Annotated in this window: 12 protein-coding genes; 7 read left to right on the forward strand and 5 right to left on the reverse strand. The window is 70.1% G+C overall.

Features of this window, described 5'->3' with window-relative positions; translation table 11 throughout:
- Positions 1-114: 114 nt before the first annotated feature.
- The 3 genes from ACFQZY_RS12285 (at position 115) to ACFQZY_RS12295 (ending at position 2397) form a co-directional block, all read left to right on the forward strand.
- Positions 115-510 carry a flagellar protein FlaG gene (locus ACFQZY_RS12285; RefSeq protein ID WP_377416118.1) on the forward strand — a complete coding sequence of 132 codons (396 nt, stop codon included), beginning with the start codon at positions 115-117 and terminating at the stop codon, positions 508-510.
- A gap of 152 nt (positions 511-662) precedes the next feature.
- The gene (locus ACFQZY_RS12290) at positions 663-1505 is read left to right on the forward strand and encodes a flagellin (RefSeq protein WP_377416120.1); all 843 of its coding nucleotides are present in this window, start codon (positions 663-665) and stop codon (positions 1503-1505) included.
- A gap of 85 nt (positions 1506-1590) precedes the next feature.
- Positions 1591-2397, forward strand: a complete 807-nt coding sequence (locus ACFQZY_RS12295; protein WP_377416122.1) for a glycosyltransferase family 2 protein — start codon at positions 1591-1593, stop codon at positions 2395-2397.
- On the opposite strand, the gene ACFQZY_RS12300 is transcribed toward ACFQZY_RS12295, so the two are convergent.
- A complete protein-coding gene (locus tag ACFQZY_RS12300; protein ID WP_377416124.1) occupies positions 2391-5006 on the reverse strand; it encodes a hypothetical protein in 2616 nt (871 codons plus the stop codon). The two genes, ACFQZY_RS12295 and ACFQZY_RS12300, sit on opposite strands and share 7 nt — an antisense overlap.
- Positions 5007-5207: 201 nt before the next feature.
- Between ACFQZY_RS12300 and ACFQZY_RS12305 the strand changes: the two genes are divergently transcribed.
- Complete coding sequence (locus tag ACFQZY_RS12305) at positions 5208-8393, forward strand: hypothetical protein (protein ID WP_377416126.1); 3186 nt, start codon at positions 5208-5210, stop codon at positions 8391-8393.
- Between the two features lie 109 nt (positions 8394-8502).
- Here the strand turns inward: ACFQZY_RS12305 and ACFQZY_RS12310 are convergent, their stop codons facing one another.
- From ACFQZY_RS12310 to ACFQZY_RS12325, 4 genes are read right to left on the reverse strand one after another with little or no spacing between them, the layout of a single operon-like run.
- Positions 8503-8898, reverse strand: a complete 396-nt coding sequence (locus ACFQZY_RS12310; protein ID WP_377416128.1) for an adenylyltransferase/cytidyltransferase family protein — start codon at positions 8896-8898, stop codon at positions 8503-8505.
- A 57-nt stretch (positions 8899-8955) separates the two neighbouring features.
- On the reverse strand, positions 8956-10236 hold the full coding sequence (locus ACFQZY_RS12315; RefSeq protein ID WP_377416130.1) for a hypothetical protein: 1281 nt from the start codon (positions 10234-10236) through the stop codon (positions 8956-8958).
- 8 nt (positions 10237-10244) lie between these two features.
- Positions 10245-11588: a 2-C-methyl-D-erythritol 4-phosphate cytidylyltransferase gene (gene ispD / locus ACFQZY_RS12320; RefSeq protein ID WP_377416132.1), complete on the reverse strand. Its 1344-nt coding sequence runs from the start codon at positions 11586-11588 to the stop codon at positions 10245-10247.
- Positions 11581-13245 (reverse strand): hypothetical protein, encoded by a 1665-nt coding sequence (locus tag ACFQZY_RS12325; RefSeq protein WP_377416134.1) that lies wholly within the window; start codon positions 13243-13245, stop codon positions 11581-11583. The genes ispD and ACFQZY_RS12325 overlap by 8 nt, the downstream gene beginning before the upstream one ends.
- A 293-nt stretch (positions 13246-13538) precedes the next feature.
- Here ACFQZY_RS12325 and ACFQZY_RS12330 point away from each other — a divergent pair, with 293 nt between their 5' ends.
- Genes ACFQZY_RS12330 through fliF form a run of 3 tightly spaced genes read left to right on the forward strand, consistent with a single transcriptional unit; the run spans position 13539 to position 16998 of the window.
- Positions 13539-14756, forward strand: coding sequence for a sigma-54 interaction domain-containing protein (locus tag ACFQZY_RS12330; RefSeq protein WP_377416136.1), 1218 nt, complete (start codon positions 13539-13541; stop codon positions 14754-14756).
- Positions 14753-15115, forward strand: coding sequence for a flagellar hook-basal body complex protein FliE (gene fliE / locus ACFQZY_RS12335; protein ID WP_377416138.1), 363 nt, complete (start codon positions 14753-14755; stop codon positions 15113-15115). The genes ACFQZY_RS12330 and fliE overlap by 4 nt, the downstream gene beginning before the upstream one ends.
- A 35-nt stretch (positions 15116-15150) precedes the next feature.
- On the forward strand, positions 15151-16998 hold the full coding sequence (fliF, locus tag ACFQZY_RS12340; RefSeq protein WP_377416140.1) for a flagellar basal-body MS-ring/collar protein FliF: 1848 nt from the start codon (positions 15151-15153) through the stop codon (positions 16996-16998).

A 16998-nucleotide genomic window follows, 5' to 3' on the forward strand; every position in this document is an offset into this window, starting at 1 on the left:
GCGCTCAAGTTTTCGCGAGCCATACCGATCCCGCAGCGGAGGGACGGCAAAAGGTTGCCGGCCCAAGTTTCAAGCCTGGCCCATGGGGCCAGGTCCTGCTGGAAAGGACATCCCATGAGCGCAGACAGCATTTCCTCCGTGTCCGGCGGCGGCGCCCAGCGCGCGCCGGCGGCGCCGTCGCTGGCTGTCGCGCCGGCGGAGGTGGAGAAGGCGCCTGCCACGCTCCCGACCGCCAAGGCGCCCGAAATCCCCAAGAAGGCCGAGATCGACTACGACCCGCGGCAGCGCCAGCAGGAGCTGGCCGAGGCGGTCGACCGTCTCAACGAGCAGATGCGCCAGAACGGGCGCGCGCTGGAGATCGGCGTCGACAAGACGCTGGACCGGCCGGTCTACACCGTGAAGAACAGCCAGACCGGCGAGGTCGTGCGGCAGATCCCCGACGAGACCTTGCTGCGCGTGGCCCACCACCTCGAAGAGGTCAAGGGCCTGTTCCAGGACGAGCGGATCTGAAAAAAATTCCGCCAAGCCTCTCAAGCTCCCCACACACCATCCGATTCACCCAGCAACAGGAATTCGAAACACGGTTTTCTGTGGCAACAGGCAGATCCCGCCACTTCCAGGGACCCGCCGACCGACTGAAACATTGACGAAGGAGTAAGACCATGTCCGTCATCAACACCAACGTGAAGGCCCTCGTTGCCCAGAACGCGCTGACCGTGAACAACCGTTCGCTCAGCAAGACGATGGAGCAACTGTCCACCGGCAAGCGCATCAACAGCGCCGCTGACGATGCCGCCGGCCTGGCGATCAGCAACAAGATGACCGCGCAGATCCGCGGCCTGAACCAGGCCGTGCGCAATGCCAACGACGGCATCTCGCTGCTGCAGACCGCGGAAGGCGCGACCCAGGAAATCACCAACATGCTCCAGCGCATGCGTGAACTGGCCGTGCAGGCCGCCAACGACACCTACTCGTCGGCCGACCGCTCCGCGCTGCAGCTCGAGTACGACGAGCTGTCGGACGAAATCACCCGCATCTCCGACAACACGAAGTGGAACAACATGTCCATCTTCAAGACCAGCGCCAGCGGCGCGATCGGTACCTCCGGCGTGGTGTACTTCCAGGTGGGCATCGACGGCACCTCCGGCATGACCATTTCGGCGACCTTCGAAGGCATGGACATCACCAGCCTGTCGGCCGCCAGCGGCAGCCTGACCACCCAGTCGGGAGCGCAGTCCGCGCTGACCTCGCTGGACAACGCGATCGCCAAGGTCGACACCTTCCGCGCCAAGCTGGGTGCCAAGATCAACCGCCTCACCTACGCCGCGGACAACCTGTCCAACATCTCGACCAACACCGCCGCCTCGCGCAGCCGGATCATGGACGCGGACTATGCCCAGGCCACCACGGAGCTGGCACGCACGCAGATCATCCAGCAGGCGGGCACGGCCATCCTGGCGCAGGCCAACCAGGCGCCGCAGTCGGTGCTGTCGCTGCTGCAGTAAGCGCGGCACACGGAGGAAGGGGGCCCGCGAGGGCCCTTTTTCTTTCCTGCCTAGAATCCGCCGAACCCCCTTGTGCGCACGCTCCATGGACACTGCCCGCCGCCCCGCGTTCTCGATCATCCTGCCCACGCACTGCCGGCCCCACCTGCTGGAGCGGGCCCTGGCCAGCGTGCGCCAGCAGCAGGCGGACGAGGAGATCGAGGTCATCGTGGTGTCCGACGCCATCGACCCGGCCACCGACCTGACCGCCTCGCGCCTGCTGGGCGCGCGCGACACCTACGTGCGCCGCAGCGGCCGGCCCGGCCCGTCGGCCAGCCGCAACCTGGGCCTGGGCCTGGCGCGCGGGCGCCATGTCCTGTTCCTCGATGACGACGACAGCCTGACCCCCGGCTTCCTCGGCGCCGCCCTGCGCGAGCCGGCGGTGCAGGCCGGCCAGGCGGTATACGTCGACGCGGTGGCGGTGACGGAAAGCCGGCTGCCCTCCGGGCCGCAGGTGCATGGCGAGTCGGCGCTGGCGTTGCGCGACGGCCTGAACGAGCAGGTCTTCGTGAAGAACCAGGTGCCGTTCTCCTGCTTCCTGTTTCCCCGCGAGGCGCTGCACGGGATGGCATTCGACGAGCACATGCGCGCCTACGAGGACTGGGAGTTCGTGCTGGCCTTCCTGCAGCGGCAGTGGCCGCGGCACCTGGCGCTGACCGGCCCGCGCATCCACGTCGTCCATGACGAGACCACCGACCGCCGCGGCAGCAGCGCCGCGGCCCAGGACCACCGCGCGGTGATGGACTACCTCTATGTCTATCACCGCTACCCGGTGGCCGACGCCGCCTTGCAGCAGCGTCGCTGGGAAATGATGCAGCTGTTCTCGATCCCGCTGCCGCCCCAGGTCTACTGAGCGGCTTGCGGGGCGGCCGCCTGCGCGCCTTCCAGGCGCTGCGCGATCAGCGCGCCGATGCTGTCGAACTGCGCCAGGTAGCGGCCCTCGCCGGTGTGCTGCCAGGCCTGCTTGAGGGCGTCGCACTCCACCGCGAAGGGGTAGACCTGGGCGGGTTTCGCGCCGAAGGCCGGCAGGCAGAAGATGCCGGCCGAACGGCTGGTGAAGCGCGGGTGGGCCAGCACCAGATTCATCAGCAGGGGGTAGAGGGCTTCGGCGGTGCTGCGGGTGGCGCCGTCGCGCGTGAGGACGGGGCGCGCCAGCGCCTCGGCCAGGGGATCGCCGGGGCGGTGCGCGGCCTCGCGCAGGCGCTGCGCCACGTCCAGCCACCGGAACCACACCGCCTTGCGCGCGAACACGCCCAGGCCGTGCACGCTGCGGTGCGCGGACTGCACCCAGGCGCGCAGGTCCAGGCCCAGGCCGCAGTGGTCGGCGAACGCCTGCGCGGTGGCCAGCGCGTGGGGGTCGTGGCCGAGCCAGGCCAGGACCGGGTTGCGGTACAGGCAGTGCAGGTCCCAGCCCGCGCCGAGCAGCACGGCGTCGGTGCCGGGCGCGTCGGCGGCGAGCAGGCGCTCCACCCCCGGCAGGTCCAGGCCGGTGGCGGCGCGCACCCCGGGCGTGAGGAAGCCGTACAGGCTGCGCGAGTCCAGGGTCGCGTGGACCAGCACGCGGCAGATCTCGTCGTGCACCTGCCAGCCGCCGGCCGCCTCGTCGGCGGCGACCGCCTTGATCTCGAACTTGCGCGCCACCGGCGGTGCCGGCGGTTGCAGCAGGCCCGGCGCGGGCCGGCCGTGGCGCAGCTGGTCCAGCACCGACTGCAGCTTCGAGGTCGGGCGGGCGACGAAGGCATGGCGCCAGCCAGCCCGCCGCCGCAGCGCGACCTCGGCCACCTTGTCCTCGTAGGCCTCGAAGCTGTCCGTGGCCAGGTCCTGCAGGCCCAGCTCGGTGAGCATGCTCAGGCCCATGCGCGAGACCAGGGTCTGGCCGTAGCGGGTGACGATGGGCACGCCGGCGTTGATCACGTCGTTCGAGGTGGAGCCGCAGTTGTACGGGTAGCTGTCCAGGTAGACGTCGGCCAGGGCGAGGCGGGCGCGGAAGCTCTCGTGGTCGCAGCGGGGCATGAAGACCAGCCGTTCCTGCGGCACGTCATGCGCCGCCGCCGCCTTGCGCAGGTTGGCGGTGGTCACCGGGTTGTCGTCGATCAGCCAGAGCACCGCGTGGTCCACGCGCCGCAGGATCCGCATCCAGCAGGCGAACATCTCCTGGGTGATCTTGTAGACGTTGCCGAAGGCGGCCATCACGAAGGCCTCCGGCGGCAGGCCGGCCTCGGCCCGCGTCGCCGGGCGCACCGGGCGCTTTTCCAGCGTCAGCGGGATGAACGAGCCCGAGACATGCACCGGCTGCTCGGTGAACTGGCTGGCCAGCTCGGTCGGCATCGCCACCGGGTCCACGATCACCTGGTCGAACCAGGGCATGCCGGTCGAGCCGATGTAGCCCAGGTAGGTCAGCTGCCGGGGCGCCGGGTGCAGCGCGAAGATGCCCGGGCGCGCGCCGGCGCTCAGGCCGTGCAGGTCGATCAGCACGTCGATGCCGTCGGCGGCGATGGCCTGCGCGGCCTGCCGGTCGGTCATGCCGGCGATGCGGGTGACCTGGTCGAACGAGTCCTTGAGCGAGCGGCGCAGCGGCGTGTCCTCGTCCGGCGAGTAGTCGTAGGCGTGCAGGCTGTACTGCGAGCGGTCCAGGCCCTGGATGAAGGCCGGCACCAGGAAACCCACCGCGTGCTCGCGCAGGTCGCCCGAGACCAGGCCCACCCGCCAGCGGGCGCCCGGCACGCGCTGGCGGTCGCACAGCCACTCCTCCTTGAGCGGGTACATGCGGTTGACGAAGCTCTGGGCCGTGAGGAGCTGCTGCAGCGGGTCGTCCACCAGCGCCAGCATGGCCAGGGGCGAGGTGCAGCGCAGCATCTCGCTGTGCGAGATCCCCGGCAGGGGCTTGTAGACCGGCCACTTGCAGGCCTTCTGGCGGATGTGGATCCAGTGCTGGATCACGCCCGGCTGGCGCGGGTTGATGGCGAGGCTCTGCTCCAGCGCCCGCTCGGCCAGCTCGTAGTGCTTGCGGCCTTCATGCACCCGGCCCATGTGGTTGAGGGCGGTGCATTGCAGCTCGGGGTCGAACCGGTCGTGCAGGAAGCGCTGGCCCAGGTGCTGGCCCCAGACCGCCAGGGCCCGGTCGGCCTGGCCGAGGCGTTCGAGCAGCAGGCCCAGGTTGATGCAGGCCTGACCGAAGCCCGGCTCCAGCGCCAGGGCCTGCTGGTAGGCCTCCAGCGCGCGGGCGTGCTGGCCGGTGGCCTGCAGGATGGCGCCATGGTTGAACAGGGCCAGGTGCCGCCCCGGCCGGGGGGCGCCCGCCAGCCAGGCGGTGTAGACCTGGTCGGCGGCTTCCACGTTGCCCGTGTCCTGGAGCTGCTGGGCCAGTTCGACCACCTCGGCCAGGGTCCGCTCGGGGATCGGTGCCAGCCCCGGCGCGTCGGTGGCGTCAGGCGCTGCGATGAAGTCTTGGCGTGCGTTCATGTCGGCTTTCCGGATTGCCCGGGCTTGCAGCAACAACGGTGCCAGGGCCCGGCCGGCAAGTTCTTGCCGCCGGCGCACGCGGGGGCCTCAAGTTTTCCGCGGGCGGTCCGATCCTGAGTCCGAGCAGAGGGCAACTCTCCTTTCCGGGGGGGGCCCGGACAGTCACTGGGGGTGCCGTCGCGCCCCCGGCAAGGAGTCTTCATGTCGGTCATCACCTCGTTCACGCCCAGTGCCATTTCCAGCCTGACCACCAGCCAGGTCGCGGCACTGACCACGGCGGATGTCAAGCAGCTGAACACGGCGCAGATCCGTGCCCTCAAGAGCGAGCAGATCGCCGCCCTGGGCACGGAGGACATCGCCATCCTCAGCGGCAAGCAGGTCGCGGCCTTCGACGCGACCCAGCTGGCGGCCGAGGACTCGGCCATCTACAGCCGGCTCGAGGTGTTCTCGGGCTCGCAGATCAAGTCCCTCACCACCGCCCAGCTCGCCGCGCTGACCACCTCCCACATCAGCTCGTTCGACACCGCGGACATCGCCGCCATGTCCGCGGCCCAGCTGAACAGCCTGTCGTCGGACGTGGTCGCGGCCATGGACACCGACCAGATCCAGGCGATCTCGGCCAGGCAGGTCAAGGGCCTGAGCACCAGTTTCATGGCGAGCCTGGAGTCCGACCATGTGCGGGCGCTGAGCACAGAGCAGATCCGCCTGCTCACGGCCAACCAGATCAGCGCCATGAGCACGGACAGCTTCCTGAGCCTCGAGACCGAGGACCTGGAGGCCCTCACGGTCGGCCAGGTCGCCAACCTGTCCTCCGGCATCATCGCGGCGCTCAGCACCGAGCAGGTCGGCGTCCTCAGCCGCGCACAGCTGCTGTCCCTGAACAGCGCCCAGATCCAGGCCATCGAGACCGAGGACCTGGCCGCGATGGGCACCGACCAGCTCGGTTACCTGCGCGCGAACCAGCTCAACCAGCTGACGACCGACCAGGTGGCGGCCCTGACGACCGAGCAGCTGGGGGCCTTCGGCAAATTCCAGCTGAACAGCCTGACCACGACCCAGCTGCGTGCGCTGACCAGCGACCAGGTGACGAGCCTGACCACCAGCCAGGTCGCCCTGCTCAGCGCCAACCAGCTCAGCGCCCTGAGCACGGACAACCTGGCGCTGCTGGACTCCTCGCAGGTCCAGGCGATCTCGGTGGGCACGCTCAAGAGCCTGTCGACCGACTTCATCAAGGGCCTGAGCACCGAGCAGTTCACCAGCCTGCAGAACATCCAGCTGACCAACCTCACCGCCGCACAGCTGCAGGCGGTCGAGACCGAGGACCTGGTGGCCCTGAGTTCGACCCAGCTGGGCAACCTCAAGCCCTCGCAGATCGAGCAGCTGACCACCACGCAGATCGCCGCGATCACCACCGACCAGCTCGCCGGCCTGAGCAACGCCCAGCTGATGAAGCTGACCAACAACCAGGTCGGCGCCCTGGGCAGCGACCAGGTCATCGCGCTGTCGTCCGACCAGGTACGCGCCCTGAGTGCCAACCAGCTCAACAGGCTATCGACGGATGCGATCGCGGCGATCGAGACCGACGACCTGGCCGCCCTCACCGCCGCGCAGGTCAAGGGCCTGGGCACCGCCTTCATCCAGGCCCTGACGACCGACCAGCTCGGCGGCCTGAGCAGCACCCAGATCGGGCTGCTGAGCAACTCGCAGATCGCGGCGCTCCAGAGCGGTGACCTCGCCCAGCTGAGCACCGACCAGCTGCGCGGCCTGAGCGCGGGGCAGGTGGCCGGGCTGACCTCGGCCAAGGTGAGCGAGCTGTCCACCGACCAGATCGCCTCGCTGCAGGCCGACCTGGTGCGCGCCTTCAGCACCTCGGTCATCGCCAACCTCGGCACCGACCAGGTCCAGGCCCTCACTTCCACCCAGGTCCAGGCCCTGACGGCGGCCCAGCTGAACAAGCTGACCACCGACGGCATCGCAGCCCTGGACACGGTGGACGTGGCCGCAATGTCGAACGTGCAGGTCTCCGGCCTGACCACCACCCAGGTCCGGGCCCTGACTTCCGACCAGGTGGGCTCGCTGCGCGCCAGCCAGCTGGGCGCGATGACCTACCGCCAGATCGAGGTGCTGGACAACGGTGAGTTCGGGCAGTTGAACAGCGCGCAGCTCCAGGGCATCGCCGCCGGCCAGTTCGCCCAGCTCAGCTCCGACCGGATCGCCGAGCTGACGACCGGCCAGGTCCAGGCCCTGACCGCGGCCCAGGTGTCCGCGATGAGCACGGGCAACGTGGCCAAGCTGAGCACCGACCAGGTCCAGGCCCTGACCAGCACGCAGGTGCAGTCCCTGACCTCGGCCCAGCTGGTCAGCCTCGGCTCCGACGGCATCGTCGCGCTGGACACGGCCGATGTCGCCGCCCTGAGCACCGCCCAGATCCGCAACCTGACCACCACGGCCATCAAGGCCCTGACCAGCGAGCAGGTCAAGGCCCTGCGCAGCAGCCAGCTGAGTGCGCTGACCAGCACCCAGATCGAGGCCTTCGACTCGGGTGACCTGAGCCTGCTTGACAGCAGCCAGATGAACGGCCTCACCGCCGCGCAGCTGGCCAGCATGTCGACGACCAAGATCGCCGAGCTGACCACCTCGCAGATCGCCGGCCTGTCGTCCAGCTACATCAGCGGCCTGACCACCGCGGCGCTCAACCAGCTGAGTTCCACGCACATCCAGGCCCTGAGCAGCACCCAGGTGCAGGGCCTGTCCGCGGGCCAGCTCAACGGACTGGGCTCGTCCCTGATCGCCGCGCTGGACACCGAGGACGTGGCGGCGCTGACGACCGCGCAGGTGCGCAGCCTGAACTCCGGCTTCATCGCCGCGCTGACCACCGAGCAGGTCGTCTCGCTGCGTGCCTCGCAGCTGGGCGCCATGTCCTACGGCCAGATCGGCGCGCTGGAGAGCGGCGAGTTCGGCTCGCTGAGCAGCACGCAGCTGCAAGGCATCCTGCCGACGCAGTTCGCCCAGCTGTCCAACACCAAGCTGGACGAGCTGACCAGCGACCGCATCGCCACGCTGACGACTGCGCAGATCGGCGCGATGACCAACAGCCAGATCGGCTCGCTGGACTCCAGCCAGGTCGCGGCGCTGACCAGCAGCCAGCTCGGCGCGATGGCCTCCACCCAGCTGAACAGCCTGACGGCGTCCACGATCACGACCATCAGCAGCAGCAACATCGCGGCGCTGAGTGCCAACCAGATCGGCTCGCTGTCGACCACGTTCATCCGCAACATGAACACCGACCAGATCGGCGCACTGGGCAGCGACCAGGTCCGGGCCCTGACCTCGGCGCAGATCGACGCGATGACTTCCGACCAGATCGGCGCGCTGGACGTCGCCTGATCCGGGGCGGCGCCCCATGGACGACGGGCCCGTCTCCTTGCGGAGGCGGGCCCGTCGTGTTGTTGGCGGGAGGGCGGGCGGCGCAGGGGTGGCCGGCGCCCGCAGCGACTCAGCCGCGCGCTGCGGCGACTTCGCGCTTGAGGTCGGTGGTGGAGATGCCGCGCGTGCGGGGCAGGTACACCACCTCGCACAGGCTGCGCAGGTCGTCGAACCGGCCGGCCCAGTCGTCGCCCATGCCGAAGATGTCCACGCCGTAGTTGACGATGTCGCTGCGTTTCTGGCCCCAGTTGCACTCCGGGATGACCAGGTCGACATGCCGGACCGCCCGCAGGATCTCGCAGCGGTCGGCAAAGCCGACGGCGGCCTTCTTGCCCTTGAGCGCATTGAACTCGTCCGTCGACACCGCGACGATGAGGCGGTCGCCCAAGGCCCGCAGGCGCTCGAGCAGGCGGACATGCCCCACATGGAAGAGATCGAAGGTCCCGTACGTGATCACCGTGGTCATGGTTCGCCTTTCTCGCTGTGTGCGTGCCTGGCGCCGGGGCGCCTGCCTCGCGGGGGGCTAGCCCCCGGCCGCCTTGCGGCGCTCGTTGGCCTGGAGCTCGCCGCGCGTCCAGATGGCGTGGCGGCGGCGCGGGCCGGACAGGTCGGCGTATTCCGACCGGTCCCAGGGATGGTGGAAGTCCGGGTCGGGCGTGTGCCAGCTGCTGCCGTACACGCCGTTCAGGTACCCGTCGATGGACCTTGGCATCGGGACATCGATGCCTTCGAGCCGCTGCATCGCGGCGGGGAACAGGTCGCTGGCGGCCAGCGCCCTGCGCCTCGACGGGTAGAACGAGGCGCGCTCGTCCTCCAGGATCGCGACGAACACGTCCAGGGTCTGCCCGGTGGCGGTGTCGGTCTCGATCCACAGGTGGGCGAAGAAGTGGCCCTTGACCTTGAATCCCTCGGCGGTGAGCGCCTGGGCGATGGCCTCGAGCGTCGGTCCCAGGCCACCGAACTGCTGCATGCCGACGCCGACCACGATGTCCAGGTCGTCATCGTGATCGAGCAGCTTGCCCTCGCGCCGGTGGCCGAGGACCGCGCCGCCGCTGATGCACGCGTTGGGGGTCAGGCGCTGCAGCACGGTCACGATGTCGAGCGCCTTGCGCAGGTAGGCCTGCTTCTCGGTCTCGCTCCAGAACCGGAAGGTGCGCTTGACGCCATGGGCGTTGGCCTGCACCTGGAACCTGTCGGTCAGCCAGCCCAGCTCGCTGCGGATGCTGGCGGCCGGCCCCGCCTTTGCGAGGTGGCCCGCCGCCCGGGGGAAGTCCTGTTCGACGAGCGCATGCAGGAAGCCGTGGAGGCTCTCTTCCCGGGGGCCCTTGGCAGGCGGCAGGCAGACCGAGAGGACCTGCTTGACGCTGCGCACGCGGTCGGCCGTGTTGTAGATGACGATCCATTCGCCGCGGGCCTCGTCCTTCTGGAGGCAGACGATGCCCGAGACCCGGACTTCGAGCGGGTCCTGGCGCAGGATGATCGAGCGGATCTCGCTGCTGTCGAAGCCCTTGAGCTTCAGCAGCAGGCCCGGGCTGTCCTGCGGCACCTCGATCTCCAGCCCGACGTTCCCGGCGCCGGCGGCGCGGGGCTGCCGCCATTCGACATCGAAGGAGGGCATGGCCGCGAGGTGCGTGAAGATGACGTGGAACTCGGTGGCGCGGACATCGGCGTCGACCTCGACGCGCAGGGGCTGGCCGCTCCAGGGAAGGTCGGGGTAGCCCGCATCCCACGCGGCGCGCAGCCGCTCGAGTCCGGCCTGGAGCCGGGAGGGGGTCGATGCCGAAGCCGGGCGCGGGGAAGACATCGCCGGCCTCAGACCCGCTCCACCTGCCCGCTCACCGGCGAGCACGCCGCGCGCGCCGCGCCCAGGGCGACCTGGTAGGGGTTGCTCAGGGAGTCCTGGGCCTCGCCCTTGAAGTTGGCGCGGCGCATCTCGGTGTCGGTGCGGCCCGGCACGATGCAGCTGACGCGGATGCCGTCGGCTGCCCATTCCTCGCTCAGGCCCTGGGTCATGTTCACGATGGCCGCCTTGGTCGCGGCATAGACCACATGGTCGGCCCGGCCGCGCGTGTACGAGGACGAGGCGAACTGCACCAGGGTGCCCCGGGTCTCCTTCAGCGGGGCATGGCTCCACTTGGCGATCCAGGCGGCGCCGAGCAGGTTGACGTGGATCTGGTCGGCGATGTCCTGCGAGTCCTGCGTCGCCAGCTCGCTGGTGCGCAACAGGCCGGCGGCGTTGACGACCACGTCGATCTGGCCCATCGCCTTCCAGGCCTCGGAGATGGCCAGCTTCACGTCCGCCTCGCGGGCGATGTCGCAGCCGTTGCTGCGCGATCGCGCGATCACGCGCGAGCCGGCGCTCTCCATGATGTCGGCCATGGCCTTGCCGATGCCGGCGGTGCCGCCGAAGATCAGCACGTTCTTGCCGCGGGCGTCGATGCCGGGGCGGTCCGCCGCCACCTGCTGCGAGCGGATGCGGAACATCTCGTCGGCCAGCACCAGATCCACCGGGTGGGTGATCTTGAAGTTCTCCTCGCTGCCCTGGACGATGCGCACCTTGCCCATGGGATGGCACTCGAGGTAGATGCCGCAGTCGTCGGTGAACTGCTGCAGCCGCTCCTCGCCCACCTCGGCGTAGCAGTCCACCAGGGTGCGGAAGCGGAAGGCCTGCGGCGTCTGGCCCCGCAGGATGTGCTGGCGCTTGGGGATGGACTGGATGTAGCCGTCCCGCTCCACGATGATGGTGTCGGCCGTGGGAATGGCCACGTCCACCGCCTCGTTCTTCTCGAGCGCGTCGAGCACGTCGTGGATGATCTGGCCGCTCACGAAGGGGCGCGCCGCGTCGTGGATCAAGACATTGGCCGGCTGGTGCGGCGCCAGGGCCTTCAGGCCCTTGAGCGTGGAGGCCTGGCGCGAGCTGCCGCCCGCGACCACCAGGTCCCGGTCCCCGAGCTTGATCATCGCGCGCACCTGGTCGAGGGCGTCGACCGGCGCCACGATCGCGATCAGCGCCTCGGGCAGGTGGCGGCGCAGCGCCTCGTAGGTGTGGGCCAGCACCGGCTTGCCGGCAATGCGGATGAACTGCTTGGCCTGGTCGCCGCCGATGCGGGTGCCGGTGCCGCCGGCCAGCAGGATGACGGACGTTTGATCAGGCACAGGCTTCCTCCAGTTGCAGGGTGGCGGCGGCCGCGCGGGGCGCGGCGGCGCGTTCGAGTTGTTCGCAGGCGCGCTCCAGGCGCGCGAGCAGGGCAGGGTCCATCGCCAGCGGGCGGTCCGCGTAGGCGCGCAGCACCGCGATCACCTTGCGCAGCTTGACCGGCTTTTCCGTCAGCAGCATGCCCAGGGCGGTGAGGCGGGCCGTCAGCATGAAGGCCGGGCCGCCCTTGTCCATCGTGGAGGGCGACTCCAGGTGCGAGATGTAGCTGGCGTCGGGCACGCGCCAGTTGCCGAAGTTCTCCTCCAGGTTGCGCGGCGTGTCGCCGGGCACGTACATGTCCACGCCCAGGAAGTTCACCGGCTTGAGGTCGAACGGGGTGAAGGCGAAGGTCTGGCGGTACCCGAAGAAGAAGTCCACGCCGGTGACCAGCATGCCGTCCTGCGGGTAGTAGATGAACATGTCGATGCAGATGCCGGTGAGGTTGTGCACCACCGGGATGTAGTAGGCCCGCGCGCCCTTGAGGAACTTGGGCTCCACGGTGAACAGGCCGCTTTGCTGGATCGCCAGGCAGATCGCGTACTGGTTCTCCCAGCCGATCACGCCGATGTCGATGTCCTTGTCGTGGTCCAGCAGCTTGCCCTCGCGCTCGTAGCCCAGGAGGGTGCCGGAGACCAGGAACATCTTCAGGTCGTTGGCGCGGAAGATCTGGGCCAGGTCGCTCAGGGCCTGCGAGGCCTTGGCCACGTTGAAGCCCTCCTTCTTCGGCTGGGGCGCCTGCATCGCGTGCTGCGCGGCGTCCTCGTCGTCCTCGCGGGGGTCCTCCAGGCGGAAGCCGCGCAGGGCATCGTCGATGGTGGCGATCGCGCCGGCCAGGTCGCCGGCCTTGCACTGGTTGCGGGCGATCGTGACCTTCATGCGGTTGGACTCGCGTCCCTTGTCCAGCGGGCGCAGCAGGGCGATGGCGGCCTCGTGGTCGCCGCCGGTTTCCAGGCAGCGCGCCCGCAGGAAGTCCAGCGAGCGCACCACTTCATGCGCCTTGGCGTTGCGGGCGGCGTTGGTGCAAAGCTGGTACAGGCGCGCCAGGCGTGCGTAATCCACGTCGACCTGGGCCATCCCCGAGGGGTCGACCAGCAGCACCTGCCGCTCGGACAGCGTGCGCGAGATGCGCAGCCAGCGGGCCGTCTCGATGCGCTTGGCGCCGAGCGTCTCCAGCAGGCTCACGGCGGACACCCAGTCCTTCAGGTCCACGCACAGCTCGAAGGCGTCGTGCCACTGCGTGTCCGAGCCCTTGGTGTTCTTCAATTCCGCGGGCTGCAGCGGCGCCTTGCGCACCTGCGCCTGCACCGCCTGGCGCAGCACGTTGTTGGCGGACAGCCGGCGCAGGCCCTCGGTGAGGCCGCCGGTGGAGACGGAGTGGTAGCAGTCCAACCAGACCTGGGCCCGGGCGGGCTCCACCTCGTTGGCCACCGCCAGCGTGCACAGGAAGTTGACCATCGGGATCTTTCCGCGCGCGCGGACCTTGCGGATCGTGTCCTGCGACAGCAGGGTCTGCAGGTCGACCGCGTTCAGGCACTCGAGCAGCATGGCTTCGTCGCCCTGGACCAGCGCCGTGTTCAGCCGCGTCAGGGTGAAATGCATCACCGGATTGAGTTTCATGGGGTCTCCGCAGTGGGGTGGCGAGGGTTTGCCGTTCCCCTGGGGTCTGCAAATTCCAAGCCAGCCCGCCGCAGGCCATTCCTTGCCGATGCCGGGCCCGCCGCGTGATGGGCCGCCGACATCCGCGCTGTCGGAATGCCGGCAAGCCGCAGCGGCTTTCCGACAGGCCGTTAACCGCATCGGCTTAAGGCCCGGTGCCCCGGTTAACCCAAAGGCAATGGCGGCAATCGCCTGCCGCCGGTGGCACGGCGGTTGCGAACAGGGCCGCCGCACGCCTCACGAGACACCGCGACATGACCCTGAGCCACGCCCCGACCCACGACCGATCGCCCGCGACGCCGGCCGCGCCGCTGCGCCGCGCCGTCTTCGTCGACCCCGCCAGCCGCCACCTGCTGGCCCTGGCGCAGCGCGTGTCCGTCGCCGACGTCACGACCCTGCTGGTCGGCCCCACCGGCGCCGGCAAGGAGGTCATGGCCCGCGTGCTGCACGAATCCTCCGCGCGCCGCCACGGCCCCTTCGTCGCCATCAACTGCGCGGTGCTGCCGGAGCAGCTGATCGAGAGCCAGCTCTTTGGCCACGAGAAGGGCGCCTTCACCGGCGCGACCCGCGCGCACAAGGGCCTGTTCGAGCAGGCCGACGGCGGCACCCTGTTCCTCGACGAGATCGGCGAGATGCCGTTCCACCTGCAGGCCAAGCTGCTGCGCGTGCTGCAGGAGCGCCAGGTCGTGCGCCTGGGCAGCGAGGCGGCGGTGCCGGTCAACGTGCGCCTGGTCGCCGCCACCAACAAGGACCTGCGCGCCGCCATCGCCGCGCGCGAGTTCCGCGAGGACCTCTATTACCGCATCGCCACCTTCCGCCTGCGCCTGCTGCCGCTGGCCGAGCGTACCGGCGACATCCTGCCGCTGGCCCTGCAATTCCTCTCGCGCCACCCCGCGCCGGGCGGCGAGTGGCAGGTCACGCCGGAGGCGCAGCAGATGCTGCTGCAGTACCCCTGGCCCGGCAACGTGCGCGAGTTGGAGAACGTGATGCGCCGCGCCGTGGTGATCAGCGCCGACGGCCGGGTCGGTCCCGCGCAGCTGATGTTCGACGACTGGCTCGAGCCGGCACAGGCCGCGCCGGTGGCGCCGGCGATGCCCGCCGTGCCGGCGATGCCGGTGCCTGCCGCCGGCGCCGCAGCCGTGATCGCGCCGTACCCGGCAGCCGCCTCGTTCGCCGCGCTGGCGCCGGTGGCCGCCGCCGCCTCCGCGCAGCCTGCGGCGATCGACACCGCCAGCCAGGCCGCCGCCCACGCCGAGGAGGCCGGCGCCCCCGCCGCGCCGCCCACCGACCTGCAAAGCGCCACCCGCCACAACGAGCACCGCATCATCATGGCGACCCTGGCCGCCACCGCCAGCCGCAACGAGGCGGCGCAGCGCCTGGGCATCAGCCCGCGCACGCTGCGCTACAAGCTGGCCCAGCTGCGCGCCCAGGGCCTGGGCCTGCCGGGTGAACTGCAAGGGAGCGCCGCATGATCGAACGCGCCACCTCCGCCGCCAACATCCAGTCCATGCTGGCCACGCTGCGCGCGCTGCAGTCCGAGGCCGGCTCGGGCGTGCAGGCCCCGGTCGCCCCCGGCGTCCAGGACCTGCAGGGCACGCAGGGCACCGGCCGCGCCGGCTTCGCCGACCTGGTCAAGGGCGCCGTCGGCAAGGTCAACGAGCTGCAGGCCGAGTCCAGCCGCCTGCAGGCCTCCTTCGAGCGCGGCGACGACGTGCCCCTGACCGACGTGGTCCTGGGCATGCAGAAGTCCTCCCTGGCCTTCGAAGCCACCCTCCAGGTGCGCAACAAGGTCCTCAAGGCGTACGAGGACATCCTCAACATGCCGGTGTGACCCCCTGACCTGAGACGAGAGACAAGAGACCCGCCATGGCCACAGCCACCGCCACCATGACCCCGGGGACGGCCGCCGCCGCACCCGGCACGTCCCAGGCCCTCGTGCCCGCAGGGGACCACGCCGCCACCACCGCCAATGCCGCCAATGCCGCCGCCGCCGGCGGCGCGCTCGTGCCCGCCGGGGGCGACCTCGTCGCCGGCGCGCGCCGCGTGCTGCAGCAGCCGGCCGTGCGCCGCGCCATCCCGGCCTTCGTCGTCATCCTCGCGCTGCTGGCCTTCGGCCTGGTCTACGCCTGGATGCAGGCCACGCCGTACCGGCCGGTCATGCCCGGCCTGTCCGAGGCCGACCAGCAGGCTGCGTACGACGCGCTGCGCACCGCCGAATTCAAGCCGAAGATCGACTCGCAGTCCGGCCAGCTCACCGTGCCGGTCGACCGCTTCCACGAGGCCCGCATCTTCCTGGCCTCGCAGGGCCTGCCCAAGACCGGCGCGGTCGGCCTGGAGGGCCTGAAGGACCAGTCCTCCATGACCACCAGCCAGTTCATGGAGCAGGTGCGGGTGAATGCCGCGATGGAGCAGGAGCTGGCGCGCAGCATCACCCAGATCGGCACCATCGCCGGCGCCCGCGTGCACCTGGCCACCCCGCGCCAGAGCGTGTTCGTGCGCGAACGCGTCGCGCCCAAGGCCTCGGTGGTCGTCACGCCCCACCCGGGCCGCGCGGTCTCGGCCTCGCAGGTGCAGGCCATCGTCCACCTGGTCTCCTCCAGCGTGCCCTACCTCACCCCCGACAACGTCACCGTGGTCGACAACGTCGGCAAGCTCATGACCGAGTCCGCCGGCGACCTGAAGCTGGGGATGACGGCGGCCCAGAGCGCGCACAAGCAGCAGCTCGAGGAGCTGTATCGCAGCCGCATCCTGCAGATCCTCGGCCCGGTGGTGGGCGAGGCCAACGTGCGCTCGCAGGTGAACCTGGCCCTGGACTTCACCCAGATCGAGAGCACGACCGAGGACTTCGACACCGCCGACAAGGGCCCGCGCACCCGCTCCGAGGTGCTGGCCGAGGACCGCGGCCAGCGCCGCAGCGCCGAGGGCGTGCCCGGCGCGCTGTCCAATACCGCGCCCTCCAACCCCGGCACCAGCACCGCCACCCAGGCCGACCCGAACAAGGGCCAGTCCGAGTCCACCGGCACCACCAGCAGCCGCTCCACCCGCAACTACGAGCTCGATCGCACCGTGCGCCATGTGCGCAACGCCACCGGCGGCGTGCAGCGCGTGAGCGTGGCCGTGGTGGTGAACGAGCGCCCGGCCCCCGCGCCGGCGCCCGGCGCCTCCGCGCCCGCCGCCAATGCGCCCAAGTCCCAGCCCTACTCCAAGGAGGAACTCGACCGCATGACCGAGCTGGTGCGCGGCGTGATCGGCTTCGACGACAAGCGCGGCGACCTGGTCTCCGTGGTGCCCGCACGCTTCGAGGCCGACGAGCCGGTGCGGGCCACCCCCTGGTACCTGCATCCCGACGTCCACCTCGGCTTCAAGAGCGGGATGATCGCCCTGGTGGCCCTGGCCTTCCTGTTCGTGGTGGTGCGTCCGGTGATCCGCGCGGTCTTCGTCAAGCCTGCCGAGGAGGCCGTGGCCGAGGACGCCGAGAAGAAGCCTGCCGACGGCGAGCTGAGCGAGGAGGACATGCGCATGATCCAGCTGGGCGAGGGCGACTCGCTCGAGGAGATCAAGGCCAAGCTCAAGCCCAAGCGCTCGAGCATCTCCATCGACATGCTCGACACCGCCAACACGTACGACGACAAGGTCGCCCTGGTGCGCATGCTGGTGGCCGAGGATTCCGCCCGCGTCGCCAACGTGTTCAAGAACATGATCAAGGTCTCCTGA

Origin of the sequence: Ramlibacter sp. GCM10027632 (genome assembly GCF_042675325.1) — a bacterium.
GTDB lineage: Bacteria > Pseudomonadota > Gammaproteobacteria > Burkholderiales > Burkholderiaceae_C > Ramlibacter.